The organism is Pantoea sp. BL1, assembly GCF_000963985.1.
In the GTDB taxonomy this organism is placed as follows: Bacteria; Pseudomonadota; Gammaproteobacteria; order Enterobacterales; family Enterobacteriaceae; genus Pantoea; species Pantoea rwandensis_B.
This window is the reverse complement of the sequence record NZ_JZRH01000046.1, coordinates 24,837-48,262: the sequence shown is the minus strand read 5'-3', so window position 1 is coordinate 48,262 and position 23,426 is coordinate 24,837. Positions and strand designations below refer to the sequence as shown.

At 54.0% G+C, this 23,426-nt stretch carries 20 protein-coding genes and 2 pseudogenes; 14 read left to right on the top strand and 8 right to left on the bottom strand.

What is annotated here, in order from left to right; all coding sequences use genetic code 11:
• The 3 genes and pseudogenes from VH86_RS19530 to VH86_RS19520 all read right to left on the bottom strand — a co-directional run.
• Positions 1–338 (bottom strand): annotated as a pseudogene (locus VH86_RS19530) (xanthine dehydrogenase family protein molybdopterin-binding subunit); the annotation flags it as partial.
• On the bottom strand, positions 335–793 hold the full coding sequence (locus tag VH86_RS19525) for a (2Fe-2S)-binding protein (protein WP_045833850.1): 459 nt from the start codon (positions 791–793) through the stop codon (positions 335–337). The gene VH86_RS19525 and the pseudogene VH86_RS19530, both read right to left, overlap by 4 nt.
• Before the next feature lie 322 nt (positions 794–1,115).
• Complete coding sequence (locus VH86_RS19520) at positions 1,116–2,009, bottom strand: LysR family transcriptional regulator (protein ID WP_045833849.1); 894 nt, start codon at positions 2,007–2,009, stop codon at positions 1,116–1,118.
• Between the two features lie 387 nt (positions 2,010–2,396).
• Here VH86_RS19520 and VH86_RS19515 point away from each other — a divergent pair, with 387 nt between their 5' ends.
• From VH86_RS19515 to VH86_RS19505, 3 genes are read left to right on the top strand one after another with little or no spacing between them, the layout of a single operon-like run.
• Positions 2,397–2,747: a helix-turn-helix domain-containing protein gene (locus VH86_RS19515; protein ID WP_045833848.1), complete on the top strand. Its 351-nt coding sequence runs from the start codon at positions 2,397–2,399 to the stop codon at positions 2,745–2,747.
• A gap of 24 nt (positions 2,748–2,771) precedes the next feature.
• Positions 2,772–3,941 (top strand): efflux RND transporter periplasmic adaptor subunit, encoded by a 1,170-nt coding sequence (locus VH86_RS19510; RefSeq protein WP_045833847.1) that lies wholly within the window; start codon positions 2,772–2,774, stop codon positions 3,939–3,941.
• On the top strand, positions 3,941–7,072 hold the full coding sequence (locus VH86_RS19505) for an efflux RND transporter permease subunit (RefSeq protein WP_045833846.1): 3,132 nt from the start codon (positions 3,941–3,943) through the stop codon (positions 7,070–7,072). The genes VH86_RS19510 and VH86_RS19505 overlap by 1 nt, the downstream gene beginning before the upstream one ends.
• Positions 7,073–7,149: 77 nt before the next feature.
• On the opposite strand, the pseudogene VH86_RS19500 reads toward VH86_RS19505, so the two are convergent.
• Positions 7,150–7,353, bottom strand: a pseudogene (locus tag VH86_RS19500) (alpha/beta hydrolase); the annotation flags it as partial.
• 109 nt (positions 7,354–7,462) lie between these two features.
• On the opposite strand from VH86_RS19500, the gene VH86_RS19495 reads away from it, so the two are divergent.
• Positions 7,463–8,314: an aldo/keto reductase gene (locus tag VH86_RS19495; RefSeq protein WP_045833845.1), complete on the top strand. Its 852-nt coding sequence runs from the start codon at positions 7,463–7,465 to the stop codon at positions 8,312–8,314.
• Between the two features lie 31 nt (positions 8,315–8,345).
• Positions 8,346–9,335, top strand: coding sequence for an aldo/keto reductase (locus VH86_RS19490; RefSeq protein ID WP_045833844.1), 990 nt, complete (start codon positions 8,346–8,348; stop codon positions 9,333–9,335).
• A 103-nt stretch (positions 9,336–9,438) separates the two neighbouring features.
• Here the strand turns inward: VH86_RS19490 and VH86_RS19485 are convergent, their stop codons facing one another.
• On the bottom strand, positions 9,439–9,732 hold the full coding sequence (locus tag VH86_RS19485) for a hypothetical protein (protein WP_045815478.1): 294 nt from the start codon (positions 9,730–9,732) through the stop codon (positions 9,439–9,441).
• Positions 9,733–9,949: 217 nt separating this feature from the next.
• On the opposite strand from VH86_RS19485, the gene VH86_RS19480 reads away from it, so the two are divergent.
• The 8 genes from VH86_RS19480 to VH86_RS19445 are packed head-to-tail and all read left to right on the top strand — an operon-like array spanning position 9,950 to position 18,353.
• Positions 9,950–11,572, top strand: coding sequence for a TIGR04028 family ABC transporter substrate-binding protein (locus tag VH86_RS19480; RefSeq protein ID WP_045833843.1), 1,623 nt, complete (start codon positions 9,950–9,952; stop codon positions 11,570–11,572).
• A 12-nt stretch (positions 11,573–11,584) separates the two neighbouring features.
• Positions 11,585–12,529 carry an ABC transporter permease gene (locus tag VH86_RS19475; RefSeq protein WP_197080234.1) on the top strand — a complete coding sequence of 315 codons (945 nt, stop codon included), beginning with the start codon at positions 11,585–11,587 and terminating at the stop codon, positions 12,527–12,529.
• Positions 12,526–13,383: an ABC transporter permease gene (locus VH86_RS19470; RefSeq protein ID WP_045815436.1), complete on the top strand. Its 858-nt coding sequence runs from the start codon at positions 12,526–12,528 to the stop codon at positions 13,381–13,383. The genes VH86_RS19475 and VH86_RS19470 overlap by 4 nt, the downstream gene beginning before the upstream one ends.
• Positions 13,380–14,990: an ABC transporter ATP-binding protein gene (locus VH86_RS19465; RefSeq protein ID WP_045833841.1), complete on the top strand. Its 1,611-nt coding sequence runs from the start codon at positions 13,380–13,382 to the stop codon at positions 14,988–14,990. Before VH86_RS19470 ends, VH86_RS19465 begins: the two co-directional genes overlap by 4 nt.
• Positions 14,987–15,991 carry a putative FMN-dependent luciferase-like monooxygenase gene (locus tag VH86_RS19460; RefSeq protein WP_045833840.1) on the top strand — a complete coding sequence of 335 codons (1,005 nt, stop codon included), beginning with the start codon at positions 14,987–14,989 and terminating at the stop codon, positions 15,989–15,991. Before VH86_RS19465 ends, VH86_RS19460 begins: the two co-directional genes overlap by 4 nt.
• Positions 15,992–16,003: 12 nt before the next feature.
• On the top strand, positions 16,004–17,107 hold the full coding sequence (locus VH86_RS19455) for an alkylhydroperoxidase domain protein (RefSeq protein WP_045833839.1): 1,104 nt from the start codon (positions 16,004–16,006) through the stop codon (positions 17,105–17,107).
• Between the two features lie 2 nt (positions 17,108–17,109).
• Positions 17,110–17,481, top strand: a complete 372-nt coding sequence (locus tag VH86_RS19450; protein ID WP_045815440.1) for a peptidase dimerization domain-containing protein — start codon at positions 17,110–17,112, stop codon at positions 17,479–17,481.
• 23 nt (positions 17,482–17,504) lie between these two features.
• Positions 17,505–18,353 (top strand): VOC family protein, encoded by an 849-nt coding sequence (locus VH86_RS19445; protein WP_045833838.1) that lies wholly within the window; start codon positions 17,505–17,507, stop codon positions 18,351–18,353.
• 36 nt (positions 18,354–18,389) lie between these two features.
• Here the strand turns inward: VH86_RS19445 and fetB are convergent, their stop codons facing one another.
• The 3 genes from fetB to VH86_RS19430 are packed head-to-tail and all read right to left on the bottom strand — an operon-like array spanning position 18,390 to position 20,752.
• Positions 18,390–19,157 carry an iron export ABC transporter permease subunit FetB gene (fetB, locus tag VH86_RS19440; RefSeq protein WP_045833837.1) on the bottom strand — a complete coding sequence of 256 codons (768 nt, stop codon included), beginning with the start codon at positions 19,155–19,157 and terminating at the stop codon, positions 18,390–18,392.
• On the bottom strand, positions 19,144–19,812 hold the full coding sequence (gene fetA, locus VH86_RS19435) for an iron ABC transporter ATP-binding protein FetA (RefSeq protein ID WP_045833836.1): 669 nt from the start codon (positions 19,810–19,812) through the stop codon (positions 19,144–19,146). The genes fetB and fetA overlap by 14 nt, the downstream gene beginning before the upstream one ends.
• Before the next feature lie 28 nt (positions 19,813–19,840).
• Positions 19,841–20,752: a MurR/RpiR family transcriptional regulator gene (locus VH86_RS19430; protein ID WP_045833835.1), complete on the bottom strand. Its 912-nt coding sequence runs from the start codon at positions 20,750–20,752 to the stop codon at positions 19,841–19,843.
• Between the two features lie 511 nt (positions 20,753–21,263).
• Between VH86_RS19430 and VH86_RS19425 the strand changes: the two genes are divergently transcribed.
• Positions 21,264–23,387: a TonB-dependent siderophore receptor gene (locus tag VH86_RS19425; protein ID WP_082082875.1), complete on the top strand. Its 2,124-nt coding sequence runs from the start codon at positions 21,264–21,266 to the stop codon at positions 23,385–23,387.
• Positions 23,388–23,426: the final 39 nt, after the last annotated feature.

Below are 23,426 nucleotides of genomic sequence, written 5' to 3'. Positions count from 1 at the left end.
GAACCGGCGGGCGCATTCTCAACCACAAAAGTGGCGGGATCGGCATCCAGTTCCTCCCCGACGATTTGCGCCATGGCGGTAAAAATCCCCTGTCCACCTTCGACAAAAGGCGAAAGGAATTTGATTGAGCTATTGGGGCGAATTTCCAGGAAAGCTGGCACACGCGTGCCAGGAGGCAGCACAACGTCGGCAGATTGCGCCCGTCCTTCGCCAATGGGTAAACCCACACCCAGCACAAAAGCACCGGCCAGGCTGCTGCTGGCCAGCAAAAAGCGGCGGCGCGAGAGATTAGCGGGCTGTTCGCCCAATATTTCGGCAGTGTCTTCAAAGCGAATCATGCCTTCGCCTCCATGCCAGCAACTTCATGAATCGCCGCACGGATGGCGTTATAGGTTCCGCAACGGCACAGGTTGACCATTGCAGCGGCAATCTCTTGCTCGGAAGGCTGCGCATTAGATTGCAACAGTGCCCTTGCCGCCATCACCTGGCCCGACTGGCAATAGCCACATTGAGGTACCTGATATTTGATCCACGCTTCCACCAGTCGCTTGCCTAAGTCATCACTTTCGATAGCTTCGATAGTGGTGATCTGTTTACCCACGGCTTTCTCCACTGGCGTAACGCAGGAACGAACAACCTGTCCGTCGATCATCACTGAACATGCGCCGCATTGCGCCAGGCCGCAGCCATACTTGGTGCCTGTCATGGCCAAATCGTCCCGGATCACCCACAGTAATGGGGTATCCGCGTCAGCATCTGTTTGGTAGGTCTTATTGTTGATATGCAGTTCCATCGGTATGGGCTCCCATTGGTCATGCTCCGCTCACAAAAGGCGATTTGAAGGGGGAATTTTTTATCCTTACAAATAATAGTGAAAAGCAGAATACCCGCCAGCTGAATGCCTCTATGAGTTAAATTCACCAATGAGTGAGCGTCACGGGTTACGCGGAACCAGGAAGCCTGGCCCTCATGCGTGGTTGCGGATGCAGCGGACAGTAAAGGAAATAAAGCGAATCGAAAGGCGACTCTTTTTTGTCAAAAAGTCGCCTCAATAAGGAGTAGGAATGATTTGATGCCATGGTCAATATTTAAACAAAGCGTTGGCCTGTAAACACTCAACCCTGATAGCGCACCGCTTCAATCAATTTAGAGAACGCCGCCGTGTGCTGTTTGCGGCTGGGATAATATAAATAGTAACCACTAAAGGGTTCGCACCAGTCAATCAGTACACACTGCAACAACCCTTCGTCAATATATTTCCGCACGGAATCCTCAGGCGCATACACAATCCCCATTCCGCTAAGTGCTGCTTCAATACGCGAACTGAGGTTATTGAAAATAAGCTGCCCTTCAACTTTTACGCGAATCTCTTTTTTATCTTTGGTGAACTCCCAGCTATATAATCCACCCAATGTTGGCAAGCGCATATTGATACAGTTGTGATGCTGCAACTCGTAGGGTGTTTCAGGAATGCCGTGATTTTTGAAATATTCGGGGGTGGCAACCACCAGCATTCTCCAGTCCGGGCCGATACGCACCGCCACCATATCTTTTTCCACCTGTTCGCCTAATCTCACCCCTGCATCAAAACGGCCGCTAACAATGTCAGTCAGCGTGTTATCCACTGAGAGTTCAATGTTCACTTCAGGGTATTCCTGAAGATACGGCTTAATTAAAGGCCAAAGCGTAGAGTGCAGCGCATGTTCACCGGCGGTAATCCGGATATTCCCCGAGGTGCGTGTCTGATGCTCAGTCAATGCCACCAGCGCTTTTTCAATATCGGACATTAAGGGCGCGATATTTTGGATGAGTTGTTCACCGGCTTCGGTGGGTGCCACGCTGCGGGTGGTGCGCGTCAACAGACGCGTCTGAAGCCGCTCTTCCAGACCGCGCATCGCATGGCTTAGTGCGGATTGAGAGACACCCAATTTGGCTGCGGCACGGGTAAAGCTGCGTTCACGTGCGACCATGACCAGATATACCAGATCGCTGAAATTTTCTCTTAGCATCGCCTACTCACATCTCTGTCCGGGTCTATTGAAACTATCACAAACAAACTGAAACATATGTGGCTATCTCACAAATGGCTTCTCACTGAAGGCTTTCACTTTGAAGTCGATCACTCTATAGCATCCAGACAACCGACTTATTCACTCTATGAGGCATTATTCATGAACAACGATCATAAAGCCTATCTGATTCCCTATGCTAATAATCTGTATCTTGTAATGTTACTCTTCATTCAGCCGCAAAAGATGTCGTTCACCGGCGAGATAGATTCGAAAGCACAACATAACGTTTTATAGCTTATCCGCTCCATTAATCAGAGCGCCGGGCATTCTATTGCTTTCAATTTTTTCGCCATCAGTCTGCTTTAACATTGAACGGGTGAAATTATGGATCGTTATGAAAAAATTGTTTACGAACTGGCCGACTGGATTAAAGATAACATTCACGCTCCGTTAAAAATAGAACAGGTTGCGGAGCGCGCCGGTTACTCAAAATGGCATCTGCAAAGGATGTTTCATCGTATTATGCACGTCAGTCTTGGAAACTATATTCGTGATCGAAAGCTGGAATCTGCGGCCGAAGATTTGCTACGTAGCCACGAGCCAGTGATCGATATTTCAGTGAAATATGGTTATGACTCACAGCAATCATTTACCCGATCATTTGTGCGCAAGTATAACCTGCCACCCGCCAGATTTCGTCGATTAAATACGCAACACCTCACTATACCAATATAATTTCACTTACAAGGGATCTCAGTAATGCCGATTAAATGGGCGCTAAAACCCAGTGCGCTATTCTGTTCATTTATTGCATTGACGCTTTCAGGTTGTGATAACTCGACTGGCAGTGAAACGCCGGTGAAAAATGCGCCCCAGGTTAATGTGGTGACGCTACATACCCAATCCCTGCCGGTTACCACCGAACTTCCCGGTCGCACTTCAGCCTTTCGCGTGGCAGAAGTGCGTCCGCAGGTTTCAGGTTTGGTATTACAACGTACCTTTATTGAAGGGAGTGACGTTGCCGCCGGACAAAAACTTTATCAAATCGATCCCGCTCCTTTTCAGGCGGCGTATGACAATGCACATGCCGCACTAGCGGAATCCGAAGCCAATGCCCGTATGGCACAAGCCACATTGCTGCGTTATCGCCCCTTAGCCGGTACGCAATATATCAGCCGTCAGGATCTGGATAAGGCGGAAGCCACCGCCGCTCAGACGCGCGCCAATGTGGAGTCGGCAAAGGCCGCGCTCAACAGTGCACGCATCAACCTCAACTGGAGCAGCATTACGGCTCCCATTGCAGGGCGCGTTGGCCGCTCTTCCGTTACCGAAGGTGCACTGGTGCAAAATGGCCAGACAGATGCACTGGCCACCATACAGCAACTCGATCCTTTGTACGTTGATGTCACTCAATCCAGCCAGGATTATCTCCGTCTGCAACAGGAGCTGGCTTCAGGACAGTTACAGCAAAACAACGGCAAAGCGCGGGTGCAGGTGATTCTGACCGATGGCTCCGTCTATCCACAACAGGGCAGCCTGGCCTTCTCTGATGTCACCGTGGATCAAACCACGGGCTCAATCACCCTGCGCGCCATCGTACCCAATCCGCAGCACGCCTTACTGCCGGGCATGTTTGTACGCGCCCGACTCGACGAGGGCACCAATCCGCAGGCCATTCTGATCCCACAACAGGCTGTGACACGCACGCCACGAGGCGATGCCACCACCATGGTGGTAAGCACTGACAATAAAGTGGAGGTTCGCACGTTGTCTGTCTCACAAACCGAGGGCGATCAATGGCTGGTGACGGGCGGCGTTCAGTCTGGGGAACGCGTGATTGTCTCGGGTATTCAGCGCGCTCAGCCCGGCCAAAGTGTCGTACCGGTCGATATCACTGCCAACGCGACGGCTCAAGGAACGGCTAACTGATGTCCAAATTCTTTATCAATCGCCCAATTTTTGCCTGTGTGCTGGCGATTATTGTCATGCTGGCTGGGGCTAATTCCATCATGCGACTGTCAGTGGAGCAATACCCTGATGTCGCTCCGACCGCTATTCAGATTCGCGTGACTTATCCCGGTGCCGATGCCACCACACTGCAAAATACCGTCACCCAGGTGATTGAGCAGAATATGAGTGGACTGGATGGGCTGATGTATATGTCCTCAACCAGCGATTCATCCGGCACGCTGGAACTGAAACTCTCGTTTGAAAATGGCACCGATGCGGACATCGCCCAGGTACAGGTGCAGAACAAACTGCAGCTGGCGACACCGCTACTGCCGCAAGAGGTCCAGCAGCAGGGGATTACCGTCCGTAAATCCTCCAGCACCTTTTTCCTGGTGCCGGCATTTGTCGACGAAACCGGCAAAATGAGCATGGAAGACATCGCCGATTACGTCGGCTCGAATATCAAAGATCCCCTCAGCCGTATCAGCGGTGTCGGTGATTCCACGCTCTTCGGCTCGCAATACGCGATGCGCATCTGGCTCGATCCCAATAAGCTGAATAACTACCAGCTGACGCCGGTGGATGTGATGAGCATGATCGAATCACAAAACGCGCAGATTGCCGCCGGACAGTTAGGTGGCGCGCCGCCGGTAAAAGGCCAGCAGCTGAATGCCTCGATCATCGCGCAGACACGACTCACCTCACCGGAAGAGTTCGGTAACATCCTGTTGAAGGTGAATGCGGATGGATCGCAGGTGCGGCTACATGATGTGGCGCGTATTGAGCGTGGCGGCGAAAACTATAATTTTGTGGTGAAAGTGAACGGCAAACCGGCCTCTGCGCTGGGGATTCAGCTGGCCACCGGCGCCAACGCGCTGGACACCGCCAAAGCTATTCGAGCCAAAATCGCGCAGCTTCAACCCTACTTCCCTCAGGGCATGAAGGTGGTGTATCCGTACGACACCACGCCGTTTATCAACATCTCGATTCATGAAGTCGTGAAGACACTCGCCGAAGCCATCATCCTGGTGTTCCTGGTGATGTATCTGTTCCTGCAAAGTTTCCGCGCTACGCTGATCCCATCCATTGCTGTACCGGTGGTGTTACTGGGCACCTTTGGCATTCTCAGCATGTTTGGCTATTCGATTAACACGCTGACCATGTTCGGCATGGTGCTGGCAATCGGGCTCTTGGTCGATGATGCCATCGTGGTGGTGGAAAACGTTGAGCGCGTGATGGCGGAGGAAGGTCTGAAGCCTAAGGCAGCCACACGTAAATCGATGGAGCAGATTCAGGGTGCGCTGGTCGGCATTGCGCTGGTGCTCTCCGCCGTGTTTGTCCCGATGGCCTTTTTCGGCGGCAGTACTGGCGTTATCTATCGCCAGTTCTCGGTCACCATTGTTTCTGCCATGGCGCTCTCGGTGCTGGTGGCATTAATTCTCACTCCGGCGTTATGCGTCACCATCCTTAAGCCGGTTAAACCGGGTCAACACGGCCATCAGCGTGGATTTTTCGGCTGGTTCAACCGAAAGTTTGATCAAAGTGCGGAACATTACACCTCTTCCGTGGGCCGCATGGTGCATAAGTCAGGTCGCTATCTGCTGATTTACGGCGTGATTGTGGTGGGAATGGCGGTGCTGTTTATGCGCCTGCCAACTTCATTTTTACCGGCTGAAGATCAGGGCGTTTTCGCCACGCAGGCCATTCTGCCCGCGGGTGCGACGCAGGAACGCACACAAAAGGTACTCGACCAGATCAATGACTATTACCTGACACAAGAAAAAGCCAACGTTGAAAACGTGCTTACCGTGAACGGTTTCGGCTTTGCCGGACGCGGCCAGAATGTCGGCATTGCGTTTATCGGCCTGAAGGACTGGGAACAACGCGCCGGTGCGGAAAATAAAGTTGATGCCATTGTCAGCCGCGCCACGCAGGCTTTCTCCAGCATCGTCGATGGCACGGTAGTCGCGTTCAACCTGCCGCCGATTATTGCGCTGGGTAATGCCACAGGTTTTGATTTTGAACTGATTGACCAGGCTAACCTCGGCCATGACAAACTGATTGAAGCCCGCAATAAGCTGCTGGATCTGGCGCGTCAGCATCCTGATGTACTGACCGCCGTGCGCCCGAACGGCATGGAAGATAATCCCCAGTACAAAATCAATATCGATCAGGAAAAAGCCACTGCGCTTGGTGTGACGCTGGACGATATTAACACCACGCTGAGTGCCGCATGGGGTGGCAGCTACGTGAATGATTTTATCGATCACGGCAGGGTGAAAAAAGTCTACGTGATGAGCGATGCACCCTATCGCATGATGCCGAAAGACATGGGCGATTGGTATGTGCGCGCCAGCAACGGGAAAATGGTGCCCTTCTCCAGCTTCTCCACTGCGCAATGGGTTTACGGTTCACCGCGCCTGGAGCGTTACAACGGTTTATCGTCGGTAGAAATCCTCGGGCAGCCCGCGCCGGGCCGCAGCTCCGGTGAAGCCATGGCGCTGATGGAGCAACTCGCTGCTCAATTGCCAGACGGCATCGGCTATGACTGGACAGGCATGTCTTATCAGGAGCGTCTCTCTGGCGATCAGGCTCCGGCACTGTATGCGTTGTCATTGATCGTCGTTTTCCTTTGTCTGGCCGCGCTGTATGAGAGTTGGTCGATTCCTTTCTCGGTGATGCTGGTGGTGCCGCTGGGCGTAGTCGGTGCGCTGGCGGCAACGACGCTCAGAGGATTAAGCAATGATGTCTACTTTGTCGTTGGCCTGCTTACCACCATCGGTCTGGCGGCAAAGAACGCCATTCTTATCGTGGAATTCGCCAAGGACCTGACGGAGAAAGAGGGTAAAGGCATCATCGAAGCCACCCTTGAAGCCTCACGCATGCGCTTACGCCCGATTTTAATGACGTCGCTGGCCTTTATCCTCGGCGTGATGCCGCTGGCGATCAGCACCGGCGCGGGTTCGGGTGCGCAAAACGCGGTGGGCACCGGGGTCATTGGCGGCATGGTCGCCGCAACGTTGCTGGCGATCTACTTTGTGCCGGTGTTCTTTGTGGTGGTGCGCAGCCGTTTTGCGGGTAAGCGAGATGACGAGGAAGATGAAGCGTAATCCTACAGCCGAAGGTTAAATTCTACCCGGTTGATTGATTCCCGTGGCAGTCTGACCGCCACGGGAAAGCGCTCCAACTAAATATTCTTATCGAAGAACGGATCCAGTTGGCTCATCGCCTGATCGACATAACGCGGCACCCAATAGGTTTCGATATGCGTGGCGCCCTCAATCAGATAAAGCCTTTTGTTGGTGGTTCCCGTTGCTTTGCTAAAGGCACTTTGCGTCATATACAGCGAATCTGCTTTGCTCCCGGCCATCATTGACAATGGTTGATTAATCTGAGGGGTTTATTAATGAATTGAACTAATAAACCCTAGCTGATTATGGGCTCTAATCAGTTCAATCTTCTCACGTTATGCTTTCATAAATTCACAAAAGGGTAATCTCATGCAAACAGTAAAACTTAACAACGGTCTCGATATGCCTCTGCTGGGCTTTGGTGTATTTCAGATGTCGGATGCCGCCGAATGTGAACGCGCAGTGATTGATGCCATCGAAACCGGTTATCGCCTGATCGACACTGCGGCCTCTTATCAAAACGAAACGCAGGTTGAGAATGCGATAAAGCAAAGCGGTATCGCGCGCGATGCGCTGTTTGTAACCACCAAATTGTGGCTACAAGATACTCATTATGAAGGCGCAAAAGCACAGTTCGAGCGCTCATTAAACCGGCTGCAGATGGACTACGTCGATCTTTATCTGATCCACCAGCCTTACGGCGATGTACATGGCGCGTGGCGTGCGATGGAAGAACTTTACGAAGCGGGCAAGATCAAAGCCATTGGTGTCAGCAACTTCCAGCCCGATCGTTTGGCCGACCTCATCGCATTTAATAAAGTTGTGCCCGCCGTGAATCAGATTGAAGTCAATCCCTTCCATCAGCAGCTTCATGCAGTGCCATGGATGAAGAGCCGAAACATCCAGCCAGAAGCATGGGCACCTTTCGCCGAAGGTAAAAACGGTTTGTTCCAGCATCCGGTTCTGACAGCAATAGGCGAAAAACATGGCAAAAGTGTGGGTCAGGTGGTGTTGCGTTGGATCTTCCAGCGTGGCGTAGTCTCTCTCGCGAAAACAGTGCGTAAGGCGCGCATGGAAGAAAATATTAACGTGCTCGATTTCGAGTTAAGCAGCGATGAAATGAACCGTATTACCTCGCTGGATACCGCAACCAGCGCCTTCTTCTCGCATCGCGATCCGGCCATGGTGGAGTGGCTGACTGGCCGTAAGCTCGATGTTTAAACGCTTGCTTCCACACTTAAAGGAGTGACCAATGCAAACACGTTACCTTGGAAAAACTAAGCTTGAAGTCTCAGCGATTGGCCTGGGTTGTATGGGCCTGAGTCATGGCTACGGCCCTGCACTCAGTAAACAGCATGCCATTGAACTGATTCGTAGCGCCTACGAAAAGGGCGTAACCTTTTTTGATACTGCGGAAGTGTATGGACCTTATCTCAATGAAGAGGTGGTAGGTGAAGCGTTAGCGCCGTTTCGCGATAAGGTCGTGATTGCCACCAAGTTTGGCTTCACCTTTGGCGATGATAATAAGCAGCAGATTTTAAACAGCCGGCCAGACCATATTCGCCAGGCAATTGAAGGCTCGCTAAAGCGCCTGAGAACCGATGTGATTGACCTCTATTATCAGCATCGCGTTGATCCTGAGGTGCCGATTGAAGACGTCGCGGGAACGATTAAAGATCTGATTGCGGAAGGGAAAGTTAAACATTTCGGCCTTTCTGAAGCCGGTCCCGAGACCATTAAGCGTGCGCACGCCGTACAACCGGTGACCGCGCTGCAAAGTGAATATTCAATGTGGTGGCGTGAGCCTGAAGAAAAAATCATTCCTCTTCTTGAAGAATTAGGCATTGGTTTTGTGCCCTTCTCTCCACTTGGTAAAGGTTTCCTGACCGGCACCATCGATGCACAGATGACGTTCGGCGACGATGACTTCCGCAGCAAAGTGCCACGATTTGCGGCCGAGGCCAGGGAAGCCAACCAGCAATTAGTCACGCTGGTACAAAGTATCGCAACTGAAAATGGCGTAACGCCTGCGCAGATTGCGCTGGCCTGGTTACTGGCACAGAAACCCTGGATCGTTCCTATTCCTGGTACAACGAAATTGCATCGGTTGGAAGAAAATTTAGGTGCGTCGCAAATAGCGTTAAACACCCATGAAATACAAAAAATCACCACAGCTATTCAGGCTATAGATGTGGTTGGCGAGCGTTATCCAGAATCCCTGAGGGCGCGGGTCGGTAGATAAATGACGGGGGTGAACCAGGTTTCACCCCGTCATGTTTTCAACTTGAGATCAGGTTAGGCTTGGTAAACAGCATGGCTATACCAGACATCAACCTCTCCTGCCCTCAACTTTTACTCAACGTATAAGTAAACACCCTTCCGTTTTTAGTTTGCACGGTAAGGGTCTTGCCTGCGGTGGTATCCAGCGTGCGAGCTTCGCTGTACTTCCACATCATAAGACGTTGCCCCTCAGGGTAAGGGGATTCAGAGTCAGGCGGCCCAAACATATTAATCAACTCGGCTCTGGTGGTTTTACCGGTCTGTATTTTCTGAATGCTCGCCGTATCGAAATTATGCCCGACGGAACTTGAGCAGGCTGAAAGCATAAACATGATGGCCGGGATAAAATATGCTCTCATTGAATTGCCCTTAAGATGCGTACTGTAAATATAAAACCTCTGCATTATAGAGAGTTAAATCCTTTTTGGAGCGGCGAAGAATCTTAATTATTTCCCACAAGTCCATTCATTTTATTTTTTTCGCAAAAGCTTAGTGCAATTCCTTGGTTCAACTCACGCGTGCGGCATTTGATGATGAAATCCGCCCGCCGGGCTATTGAATCATAAGGAATTCACCATGAGTAAGCATTTTCACTTGCAGGCATTGAGCTTAGCCCTGCTGACAGGGATATTTAGTGCACACGCGGCGGACACTCCGGTCAAGGGTGGCACGCTGGTGTATCTTGAACAGCAACCCCATACCAATCTCTATCCACCCGCCGGTGGTTTCTATCCCAACGGCGGCATTCTCAATCAGATCACCGATAAACTGACGTGGCAAAATCCGAAAACGTTGCAGGTCGAGCCCTGGGGGGCCGAAAGCTGGAGCAGTAACGCCGATAAAACTGAATACACCTTTAAAATTCGACCGGGCGTCACGTTCTCCGATGGCACCCCGTTAGATGCCAACGCGGTAGCCAAAAACTTTGATACTTACGGCCTCGGCAATAAAGCCCTGCGCCTGCCGGTTTCGGAAGTGATTAATAATTACGACCACAGCGAAGTTATCGATCCCCTGACGGTGAAATTCTATTTCAGGAAACCTTCGCCGGGATTTTTGCAGGGCACCGCGACCATCGGTTCCGGTTTAGTTTCACTCAGTACCTTGCAACGCAGCTTCGATCAACTGGGTGACGCGCGCCATATTATTGGCTCAGGTCCGTTTGTGGTCAGTGATGAGAAGCTCGGGCGAGAAGTCGACCTTACCGCGCGTAAAGATTATCAGTGGGGCCCAAAAAATATCGCTCAGCAAGGCCCGGCCAATCTCGATGGCATCAAAATTATCGTCACGCCGGAAGACAGCGTGCGCATCGGCGCATTGCTGGCGGGGCAGGCAGACTTTATCCGCCAGGTGCAGGCCTATGATGAGAAACAAGCACAACAGCAAAACTTCCCGATTTACGCCGCACCGACGCGTGGAATCAATGACAGCATTAGCTTCCGCCCCGATAACCCGCTGGTAAGCGATGTGAACGTGCGGCAGGCTCTGCTGCATGCGACAAACGCCCAACAGGTGGTACAAACGCTGTTCTCACCCAACTATCCGCAAGCCACCTCTGTCATTGCCAATTCAGCCGCAGGTTATGTCAACCTCGCCGACAAGCTGAAATACGATCCCTTGCTGGCAAAACAACTGCTGGATAAAGCGGGCTGGAAGGTCGGCAGTGACGGTATCCGTGAGAAAGACGGCAAGAAGCTTGCCCTGACAATCTACGAATCACTGCCACAGCCGCAAAACAAAGAAGTGCTGCAGTTGGTGGCACAGCAATGGCGTCAGGTTGGTGTGGCGCTGACGGTTAAAGCCGGTGATGCGGGCAGCCGCACGCTGGACAATCTCGATCCATTAAAAACGCCATTGACCGTATCGGAAGTGGGTCGTGCCGATCCGGATGTGGTGAAAAGCCAGTTCTACCCCACTAACCGTGATGCGCTGCTGCAAAAAGGCGGCTCCAGCGACAAGGTGCAAAACTTCCGCGACGACAAGCTCAATGCGCTGCTGGTGGATATCTCTGCGGAAGTCGATCCCGCCAAGCGCCTGGCTCTGACCGGTGATGCCCAACGCTATCTGCTCGATCAGGCTTACGTGATCCCTATCTTCGAAGAGCCGCAGGTGTTCGCGGGGGCCCCCTGGTTCAAAGGCGTCAGCTTTGAAGCGGTAGGGCGTCCTTCGTTCTACGGTGCGTGGCTGGAAAAACACTAAGGCAGGCTGATGATGCAACGTTCTCTGCTGCGAAGAGTGGGTCAAAGCGTGCTGGTATTGTGGGCCGCGTTTACCCTGTCGTTCTTGCTGCTGCAGGTGCTACCGGGCGATGCGGTGCTGATTAAATTTCAGAACCCGGATCTGGGCTTAAGCCCGGATCAAATCGCTGAAATGCGACTGGCCTATGGCGCGGATAACCCCCTGTGGCAGCAATATTTTCATACGCTGCTGGCGATGCTGCACGGTGATTTTGGCTATTCGGTGCAGGCCGGCGTGTTAGTGAGCGATCTGTTGATCAGCAACCTGCCCGCCACCTTGCAGCTGGCCGTGCTGGGTTTTGCGCTCGCCACGCTGCTGGCCTTTACGCTGGCGGCGCTGTCTCGGCTACCCGCGCTGCGCATGCTGCGTTCGTTGCTGCAATCCGTTCCTGCCCTGTTTATCTCGCTGCCGACCTTCTGGCTCGGCATCGCGTTGATTCAGCTGTTCTCCTTCCAGCTGCGCTGGATACCGGTGATCAACCCGTCGCCGCTGCAGGGTTTAATCCTGCCAGTGATCACCGTGGCGATCCCGATATCCGCGCCGCTGGCACAAATTCTGTTGCGCAGCATTGATCAAATCTCGACGCAGCCGTTTGTGGCGGTGGCGCGAGCTAAAGGCGCCAGCGCCAGTCGCGTGCTGTGGCGACACGTGATGCGTAATGCGCTGCTGCCGGTGCTCAACGTGGCGGGTCTGCTGTTGGGTGAGTTGATCGCTGGCGCGCTGATCACCGAAACCGTATTTGGTCTTAGCGGTATCGGCCAGCTGACGCAGCAAGCGGTCAATAATCAGGATGTCGCCGTGCTGCAAGCGGTGGTGATGATCTCTGCGCTGGCCTTCGTACTGATCAATCTGCTTGTCGATGTCCTGATGCCACTGTTCGACCCCCGTCTGCAACCTATCGCCGGAGGAAACCGATGAGCCTCGTCGATTACGCCACCGCCCGCCAGCGCGGCGCTACCCCACGCACGCAACGCAGCTGGCAGATTCAGCCCGGACTCTGGCTGGCCTGGGCAGTCATGCTGCTGGCGTTGCTGGCTGCGTTCGCGCCAGGATTATTGACCCATTACCACCCGACGCAAGGCTTGCCCGGCGCGCAACGTTTAGCGCCGCAGGCCGCTTACTGGCTCGGGACCGATCAACTCGGCCGCGATCTGTTTACCCGTATTGTCTACGGTGCGTCACAGTCACTGGCCGCTGCCTTTGCCGCCGTGGCGATGGGTCTGATTGGCGGCACAACACTTGGCGTATTGGCAGGCGCGGTAGGCGGGCGTACGGAAAACACCCTGATGCGCCTGGTTGACGTGCTGCTGTCGATCCCTTCATTACTGCTTTCGCTCAGCGTACTTATTCTGCTGGGGTTTGGCACGGTGCATGCCGCGCTGGCCGTGGGGATTGCCTCTATCGCTAGTTTTGCTCGCCTGGCGCGTGGCGAAGTGGTACGCGTGCGGCGCAGCGAATATGTTGAAGCGGCCTACGGCAGCGGCGGCAGTTTTTGGTCGGTGCTGTGGCGACACATCTTGCCCAACTCGCTGACGGCGGTGATCGCCTTTGCCGCGCTACAGTTTGGTCAGGCGATTCTGGCGCTTTCCACGCTAAGTTTCCTCGGCTACGGCACGCCGCCTCCCACACCAGAATGGGGTTTACTGATCGCCGAGGGGCGCAACTATCTGGCTACGGCCTGGTGGCTGACCACTTTCCCCGGCATCGTGGTGGTGGCAGTGGTGCTGGCCGCGAATCGCATTAGCCAGCAGATCGCCGGAGGTGGCGCATGAGTGCATTACTCGCAATAGAAAATCTTTCCCTCAGCTATCAACAGCGCGGGCAGTGGCGTGAAGTGGTCCACAACGTGAGCTTCAGCTTGCAGGCAGGGGAAATGGTGGCCTTAGTGGGCGAGTCCGGCTCCGGTAAAACCACGACTGCACAGGCGATCATTGGCTTGCTGGCGGAAAATGGTCGCCGCGACAGCGGAAAAATCGTGTTAAACGGCACCGACATTGCCGACTGGTCGGCCAAACGCCTGGACAGCCTGCGCGGCGTCAGTATTAGTCTGGTGCCGCAGGATCCCGGCAACTCACTGAACCCGGTGAAAACCATCGGCGATCAGGTGGGTGAGATGCTGCAACTGCATCAGAAAATCAGCCAGTCTGAGCGCCAGCAGCGCGTACTGGAACTGCTGGAAAAGGTTGGCCTGAGCCATCCACAACAGCGACTGGCGCAGTATCCGCATCAGCTTTCTGGCGGCATGAAACAACGCGTGTTGATTGCCATCGCCCTCGCCTTGCGCCCGCAAATTATCATCGCGGATGAGCCCACCAGCGCACTGGATGTCACAGTGCAGAAGCGCATTCTGGATCTGCTGGATGTACTGCGGCGTGAATCCGGCACCGCTGTGCTGTTCGTCACGCACGATCTGGCGCTGGCGGCAGAACGCGCCGACCGATTGCTGGTCTTCCGTCACGGCGAGATTCAGGAACAGGGGCCAGCCGCTCAGGTGTTTAATGCGCCACACCATCCTTACACGCGTCAGCTGCTGCAAGATGCTGCGCCTGGCCACAGCGCGCTGACGATTCCTGCTGAAGCAAAATTTTCAACACCCGCGATCCAGCTTTCCGCCATCAACAAGCAATTTTCGCTCGGCAAACAGCAGCAGTTAACGGTCGCCAAACAGGTTAGCCTGACGGTGGCACGCGGCACCACGCACGCGCTGGTCGGTGAATCCGGCTCGGGTAAAACCACGCTGGCGCGCATTCTGCTGGGGTTTGAACAGGCCGACAGCGGACGTGTCGTCATCGACGGTATTGATGCCAGTGCGCTGCGCGGCGAAGCGCTTCGCCAGCTCAGACGCAAAATCCAGTTCGTTTACCAGAATCCGTTTGCATCCTTAGACCCGCGCCAGACGCTGTTTGCCATTATTGAAGAGCCGCTGCGCAATTTTGAAAAGCTCAGTGCCGACGTGCGCCGCCAGCGTGTTGAAGCCGTGGCTCAGCGAGTGGCACTGCCACTGGAATTGCTGACACGGAAACCGCGCGAACTTTCCGGTGGTCAACGCCAGCGCGTGGCAATTGCCCGAGCACTGATCCTGCAACCGGCAATACTGGTGCTGGATGAAGCCACTTCGGCACTGGATGTCACCGTACAGGCGCAGATCCTGCAGTTGTTGCAACAGCTGCAACAGGAGCTGGGCTTGACCTATCTGTTTATCACCCACGATCTCGCCACGGTGCGCCGCATCGCGCACAGCGTGACGGTGCTGCGTGCGGGGGAAGTGGTCGAGCAAGGTGACACCGTCACCCTATTTAACGCGCCCCAGCATACTTATACCCGTTCACTGATTGACGCTATCCCCGCTATCCGTCCGCTGATTAAGGAGTCTGCATGACGCGTAAACGCATTGGCTTTTTCACCCGCCTGCTGGATGAGGTCTCGGCGCAAGAGCGCTATCGCCTCGCCACAGAACAGATCCAGCACGCCGAGCGTTTGGGTTTCGATAGCGCCTGGATCGCTCAGCATCATTTTCATGAGAAGGAAGGCGGCCTGCCTGCACCGCTGGTTTTCCTCGCACACGTGGCCGCGCACACCCACTGGATTCGGCTTGGCACCGGCATTATTACGCTAGCGATGGAGAACGCGCTGCGCGTGGCGGAGGATGCCGCCGTACTGGATCTGCTCAGCAACCAGCGGCTGGAAATCGGATTAGGATCGGGCGGCACCAAAACCTCTTTCCTGCCCTTTGGCTTAACCATCGATCAGCGGGCCAGCGTGTTTGCCGACCAACTGCATACACTGCTCAGCGCCTGGCGCGGCGATACGCTGGCACATCCGGATAATCATCTTTATCCGCCCGCCCCAACGCTGGCACAGCGCGTGTGGATTGCCACTTTCTCGGTTGAAGGTGCCGCACGAGCCGGCGCCGCTGGCCATGGATTGATGTTGTCGCGCACGCAACTCCGTCCACCAGGACAGCCTGACTTGCCGCTGGAAGCGATACAAAATCCGATGATCGATGCCTATCTTGCCGCGCTACCGGCCGATATTGCCCCGCGCATTCTCGCCTCGCGCACCGCATTCGTTGCGGATTCGAATGCGTATGCGCGCCGCCTGGCGGAACCGGGATTGCAGCGCCAGGCTGAGCAATTTCAGGCTGCAGGCCACGTCATCACTGGGCATACGCTGGAAAGCCATGCGCGCCAGCTTGATGCGCACTTTGGCGATGCGCCTACCGTTTTGGCGTCTTTGCGCGCGGACTCCACCTTGCAACGTGTCACCGATATCACCTTCCAGGTGCACTCGATCGATCCGCCACACGCCGACATTCTGCGTTCCATTGAATTAATCGCTGACCATATCGCCCCGGCGCTACGCGCTCTGGAACAGGCTTAACAGGAGAAGATGATGTCTCAATCCATTGATTTACTGGCCGCCTTAGCGGATATCGACCCCGCTTCGGAACTCGCATTAGCACGTCGCGAGCGCCACGCTGCCACTCAGCACACGCAAGGGAGTTACGATGTACTGTTTGGTGAAGATGATGCGGATCTCCCGCTGCCATGGCGGTTTGCCTTAGCCGCACAGGTCGCCGACTGGCACGGTGCTACCCGCTTACAGGCGCATTATCAGCAGCAAGTGACGAATAAGGCACATGACGCGCGTTTCGCGGCCGGTCACGCCTTTGCCGAACTGCTCAGCCTGCACCCAGTGGATGCAGCACCCAAACACATTCAAAACCTGCAAAGCGCTGGCTGGTCGCCGCGTGGCATCGTCACCCTCGCACAATTAATTGCCTTTGTGAGCTTTCAGAGTCGTTTACTGACCGGCTTACGCCTGCTCAATGGCGAACAGAGTGACACGCAAGCACACGCCGTAGCAGGCAAGTGGCACGATGCGCCGTTAACGTTAAGCGGCCAAACTGCCCTCACCGCCTTTACCCAGCAAGAATTAGGCTGGGAACCCTGGCTGGCAGCCAAACCACTCAACGAATTTACCGCCGATGAACAGGCTACGCTGAAGAAAAACGGCCACAGCGACTCCGACTATTTCCGCCTGCTGGCACGTAATCTGCCGCTGCTGGAACAGCGCACGCTGACCGACAAAGGCATCTTTTACACCGCTGGCGGATTGCCGCGCGCTGAACGTGAACTGGCAGCAACGGTGGTGAGTAAAGTGAATGGCTGCATCTTTTGCGCTTCTGTCCATGCGCGTAAAGCCAGTCAATTGTCAAAAGATGATGCGGCAGTGCAAAAGCTGCTGAATGTGGCACCGGGCGCAGAACTGGCTCACGGCCAGTCACCACGCTGGGCCGCGATCATTGACCTGGTCGCCACACTATCAATCACGCCTGCTGCCGCTAGCCTCGAACAGGTTCAGACGTTACGCGGTCACGGCGTCACCACGCTGGAACTGCTTGACGTGATCCAGTCCGCTGCTTTTTTTGCCTGGGCAAACCGTTTGATGTTGACGCTGGGCGAGCCTTTTTTACCTGCACAAGCACAAGGATGACCATGACCGGGCAAACCCATTCAACGCAGCGTTTTCACATCACCCTGACCGGCAAAGGCGCCCATGCCGCGCGCCCGCATGAAGGCATTGATGTGATTGTGATCGGCAGTCATATCGTTTCAGCGCTGTATGCGCTCCCCAATCGTCATCGCCAATGGACGCTTGGCATTACACGCTTAACGGCCGGTAATAGCTGGAATGTGCTGCCTCAGACGGCAGAAATCGAAGGCATCGTTCGCAGTCATGATAAGTACACCGATACACACATCACCACCCTGATTGCCGGCATTGCCGCCGGTTTTGGTGCGGAGACGCACGTCAACTGGCAGCCACTGTCAGCATCCGAACCGGACGCGCTAGCATGGGCGCAGTGACAATGAGAGCAAGGAGGAAAGCGATGGCAATTTCAGTACCGATTCCCTGTCTTGATCATGTGGTCATCAACGTGGCCGATCGGTTAGATGAGGCGAGTGCGCTGTTTCGCCGATTAGGGTTTCAGCTCACAGAACGCGGCCATCATTCGCTCGGATCCAGTAACCATCTGGCCGTATTTGGTGATAACTATCTTGAGCTGCTTGGCTTTGAGGCCGGACGTGCCAGTTTACGCCAGGACGTGTGGCAGTCGCCGATTGGCCTGAGTGGTTTAGTGTGGAAGACCGACGATGCCGATGCGGTATGGCGTTATCTTGAGAGCCAGGACATTGATGGCAATCAACCTGCCCGCTTCTTCCGTCCGGTGCAGTTACCGGATTGCAACGAAGAACAAGCTCGTTTCCGCACGGTGCCATTACGGCCTGCGCTGGTGCCGAATGGCCGCAGTTTCTTTTGCCAGCACGAGACCCCGCACGCGGTGTGGCAGGAAGCATGGCGTCAGCATCCCAACGGCGTGACCGATATTGTCGAATTTGTGGTGGTGGCGCAGGATCCAGCGGCGGCGGCACAACCCTACAGTCGGCTGTTTGGGGCTAATGCGCTCACCGCCTGCCAGGAAGGCGCATTCGTATTGAAAGCCGGCGTGGCAACGATACGCTTCGCTGCTGCTGGCTATGTCACGCAACGCTTCGCCGGATTACCACTCGATTACAACGGCAGTGCACGCATGGCGGCGTTAAGCTTGCGCAGTACGGATCTGCGCAAGGTGAAAGCCAGCTTGTTACTGGGCGATATCCCGTTCCTGGAAGAGGAGTCAGCGCTTATCGTCAGCGCTGAGCATGCCTTTGGCGTGGCACTGCGGTTTCAGCAGTGAGCTTAACCCTCGTGCATGGCCCTGCCGCCGTGCCTGTTAAACACTGTTCTTGAGCTGTGCACGCGGGGTGTAAAAACGACGATACGATAAATACGCGGCGATAATGGTCGAGAGGCTGGCGGTGCCGATGAGCATAAAGGTCACCATAATCTGGTATTTAATCGCTTTCACCGGATCGATCCCGGCAAAAATCAATCCTGACATCATGCCAGGAAGACTCACCAGTCCCACGGTTTTTGCGGCATCGACCGTCGGGATCATTGCCGCACGGATGCTGTCGTGAATTAGCCGCCCCGAGGCGAGCTTCACTGAAGCGCCTAAACTCAGCATCTCCAGAATCTTCTGCCGATTATCGCTAAACCTTTGATTGAGGTTGGTGTAACACAAACCCACTGCCACCATCGCGTTGCCCGCGATCATGCCGGAAATCGGGATCACCTGCATCGGAATAAACTCAATGGCGCCGCTCAATAACAAAATAGTGAGGGTAAGCGAAGTGCCGGTGGTGATCGCCACAAATGAGATCGCTAGCGCATGGTCGATGTTGCGGCTACGTTTGCGTGCATTCAGCGCCGCATTCACGCAGATGAATAGCACCATTAAGATGGTCAGCCAGCGGTTGTTAAGGTCAAAAATCGACTTCAACACATAGCCCACAATCACCAACTGCACGATGGCGCGGCACACGCTCCAGAGGATGTCCTTACCCATGCCGAGCTTCTCTTTCTGACTGATCAGCAGTGCGATCACCACCAGCATCAGTGAAAGCAGCAGCGAGCTGTCGGTAATATTATGCTGGCTCATGTACGGCTCCATTCTCCGGTGTTTCCAGTCGCAATACTTTTTCGGCGTGCTGGATTTCATTGACATCATGGCTAATCCACACCACAGCCAGGCGTTGCTGATCCACCCGCTGGCGAATCATTGCCTGTATCGCGGTTTTATTTTCCTCATCCAGCGCGCTGGTCACTTCATCCAGCAGCAGCACCTGCGGCAGAAATTGCAGATTACGCAGCAGTCCAACGCGTTGTTTTTCGCCTCCGGAGAGTTGCTCCACCGGCTTATCCAACATATCTGCATTAAGGTGCACGCTCTCCAGCGAGGCGATTAGCTTTTCACGCACCGGTTTTTGCTGACGAATCAGCCAGGGCAACGCCAGGTTGTCGTAGACCGTCTCACCAAACAACTGTGGCGTCTGGAAACAGTAGGAGACCTGCTGGCGATAGTGCTCGGGTTTGCATTGACCGATATCGCGATTCTCAAAGCGAATCACGCCGGCTGTCGGGGCCAGCAACGAGGCTAAAATTTTCAACAGCGTGCTTTTACCGCTGCCTGAGGGGCCGGTCAGCAGCAGAAAATCACCCGCATGAAGTTGCAGTGAAACAGGTGCCAGCAGCGTTCGGCCTTGCATGGCATAGGTGATCCCTTGCACATCAAGCAGGGGAATTTCGTTGGTCATGATCGCTTCCAGATGTCAGTGAGGATTTTCAGGGCTTATGACTTCTCCGCGCCCCAGGACGGGTCAACGCGTTGCTGATTTCATACAACTTGCTCATGCTATTCATGGTGGCGACCGGCGTCGTGGCGGCCAGCCCTAACACCAGGATCTCCAGACAGATCATCGGCGTAGCATGCACCGGCATTTTATCCGCCTCACGGCTGCGCGGGATCTCAATCGTCACATCGGATCGCTGAGCAAAATGACTGTCGGTGGCGCCTGTCAGGACAATGATTTTCATCCCCAGTCGTTGTGCTTCGGCCATTGTCACCAATCCTTCCGGATGCGCACTGCTCTGCACCAGCATAATCAGGACATCAGCATGGCGCATCTCCGCAATCTGTTCGCTGAGTGCAATGCCGGTGCGATTAAGCACATAGCATGCGGTACCGTTACGTTTAAAGAGTCGTGCAGTGTAATCGGCAAGAATGGCTGAAGCACCGATGCCAAAGATCGCCACCCGTTCTGCATGCTGCAACAGATCGATGGCTTGCTGAATCGCCTTTCTGTTCGCCGTGGACGACAGCTTATCGCAACTGATGCGATAGCTATCCAGCACGAAATCCACACTCCCTTTGGCATCCTGCGACAAGGCATTGACTGTCGAGGCCACACGTGCCGGCGATCGTTGTGTGACGCCCAGATACTCTGCCATCACAATTTTTAGATCGCGATAGCCGGAGAAACCCAACGCCTGAATGGCACGGATCACTGTGGCATCCGAGGTCTGGGTATCAATAGCGATACCCAGCGCGGTTTTATCCAGTACCACACTGCGATGCTGATGAATGTAATTCGCCACTTTGAACAGGCGTGGCGTGAGCTGATGTTTACAGGCGTGAAAGCGTTCGCCGTAGAGATCGTAAGGGCGTTTACTGGTTTTCGGTGCGGAATCGCTCACGGGAAGAAACACCTTTTAAATGAGTAGGTTGGATGATGCTTCGCGACGTTATCGCGATAAAGTTCTGCGAGAATAATCCAGAATTTGAACGGAATCAAAGCCACGCCATCCCTTCTCACCGCTATATTTCCTTAATGGCAAAGGTATTATTAGAATGAAAATTAAGAATACCTTAATTTAAATAAATAAATCACCATCCGTTTATCGAAGGATCGTTAGGGTTAACGTCGCCGTCGCCTGGCTAAAATGTAGTGGATGATGAATATACACCATGAAACTACAACACCTACTACATATATGCAATAAATCCATATAAAACAATGGATTTAAAAACTACACTTAATCTCAACGTTGCATTGAATAGTGGTTTTGTGCCAACTCACTTTCCAGTGAAATAGAAAATAAATAGCCTGAATTGATAACGATACAACAATATTTTGTTGTAAATGGAAATCAATCTCATTACCATCCGCTCTTCTGAATATTTCCTTTTTGATGCGGATTTAACTTAATGAAGTATCTTTGCTTATTTTCACCAGCGGTAAAATATACGCTCTCTGGCTCTCAGGTATTACTGGCTTCCACCCTCTTGTGCAGTTATTCGGCCAGCGGTGCGGATCAAACTTTGACCGTTACAGCCGCCCCGGAGACCACTTCCAGCAGCTATAACCAGGACGATGCCGCGGCGACACTGCGCACCTCAACGCCGCGCAACGAAACACCGCAGTCGATCAGCGTGGTGACGCCACAAGTGATGAAGGATTATCAGGTCACTAGCCTGAATGATGCGGTGAAGTTCGTCAGTGGCGTGACTCAAGGCAATACTTTGGGCGGTACTGAAGATGGCTTTGTAAAACGCGGCTTCGGCTCCAACACCGACGGTTCAATCTTCATCGACGGCGTGCGCAGCAACCAGGGATTGACCATGGATGCCAGTATCGATCATGTCGAGGTGCTGAAAGGATCCTCATCGCTGCTGTACGGCATTCTGAATCCTGGCGGCATCATCAATCTGGTGAGTAAAAAGCCGCAATACGAGTGGAACACCCATATCAGCGGTGAATCCAGCAGTTACGGCGGTGGCACTGGCATGGTCGATATCACCGGTCCGCTCGGTAACGGCTTTGCTTTCCGCATGGTGGCTGAACGTCAGCGCGAGGATTACTGGCGTAATTTTGGTGTTAACGAACATACCCTGCTGGCGCCTTCATTAAGCTGGTACGGCGATCGCGCGTCCTTCAACATCAGCTACGTCGAGTATAAATACGATGTGCCCTACGACCGTGGTACGGCGTTTATTGGCGGGAAACCCGTCGATATTCCTTACAACCGTCGTCTCGACGACAACGCCAACCATGCCTGGGGCAAAAACAAGCGCCTGAACGTCTCATACGGTTACAACCTCAATGATGTCTGGGATACGCACCTTAACTATGGCTGGATGCAGCGCCGTTATGACAGTAACGAAGTGCGCGCCACCGCCATCAACACCACGACCGGCATCGTTTCGCGCCGCGCTGACGCTAACCGTGGCTTCAACCATCAGACGGAATATGTCTCCTGGGACATCAGCGGTTCTCCCACTATCGCGGGCATGCAGCACGACTTGTTGGTGGGTGTCGATTATGAGCAGAACGAAACCTATAAAGCGCGATCTTATCGCGGCACTGTTTCACGCACCTTTAACATGTACAACCCGGTGTACGGCAAAGAGCCGATCGTCAGCGACAGCACCTATAACGATGCGCTGAGCAATCTGCGCACCAATCTTTATAGCCGCTCAGTGTTTGCCAAAGACAGCATTCATCTGACGGACAAATGGATCGCAGTATTGGGTGGCCGTTTCCAGCGCTACACCCAAACCTCCAGCAACGGCTTTATCGATCCTGAAACCACACTCAACGATCGCGGCAACGCTTTCCTGCCGCAATTGGGGGTGGTGTACAAAGTCTTGCCGGACGTCTCACTGTACGGCAGCTACAGCAAATCATTTACGCCATCAACCCAAACCGACGATGACGGCAATGTGGCCTCCACCGAAAAAGGCACCACCTGGGAAGTGGGTTCTAAGTGGCAAGTGGCACCCAATCTGGCCGCCACGCTGGCGTTGTACCGCATTGATGAAGAGGACATGTCGATTTTCATTAACGGCGTGACGCGCAACATTCCCAAAGCACGCTCGACCGGTGCGGAGCTGGAGGTCAACGGCGAGTTTGCGCCTGACTGGAACCTGATCGCTAACTACAGCTACGACAAAACCGAGATTGTTTCCGACAACGTTAATCCTGACAACGTCGGTAACCGCCTGGTGAATGCACCGACCAATATGGGCAGCCTGTATCTGAGCCACACTCTGCGCTTCTCGTGGTTGCCAGGTGAACTGCGACTCGGCGGCGGTGGACGCTATGTTGGCACCCGTGCAGGCGATCCAGAAAACAGCTTCGTGATGCCCGCTTACACCGTGGCCGATGCGTTTATTGCCTGGGACAGCCAGTTGATCGGCAAACACACCCAGTTGAAGCTTAACGTGAAGAACCTGTTCAACCGCGAATACTACGAATCCAGCGCAGGAAACCTGCGCGTGATTGAAGGTGAACCCCGCGTGATGTATTTGCAGGCTGCCGTCGACTTCTAATCTGCTGCGCTCCGCCTTACAGGGCGGAGCCTACAGTGA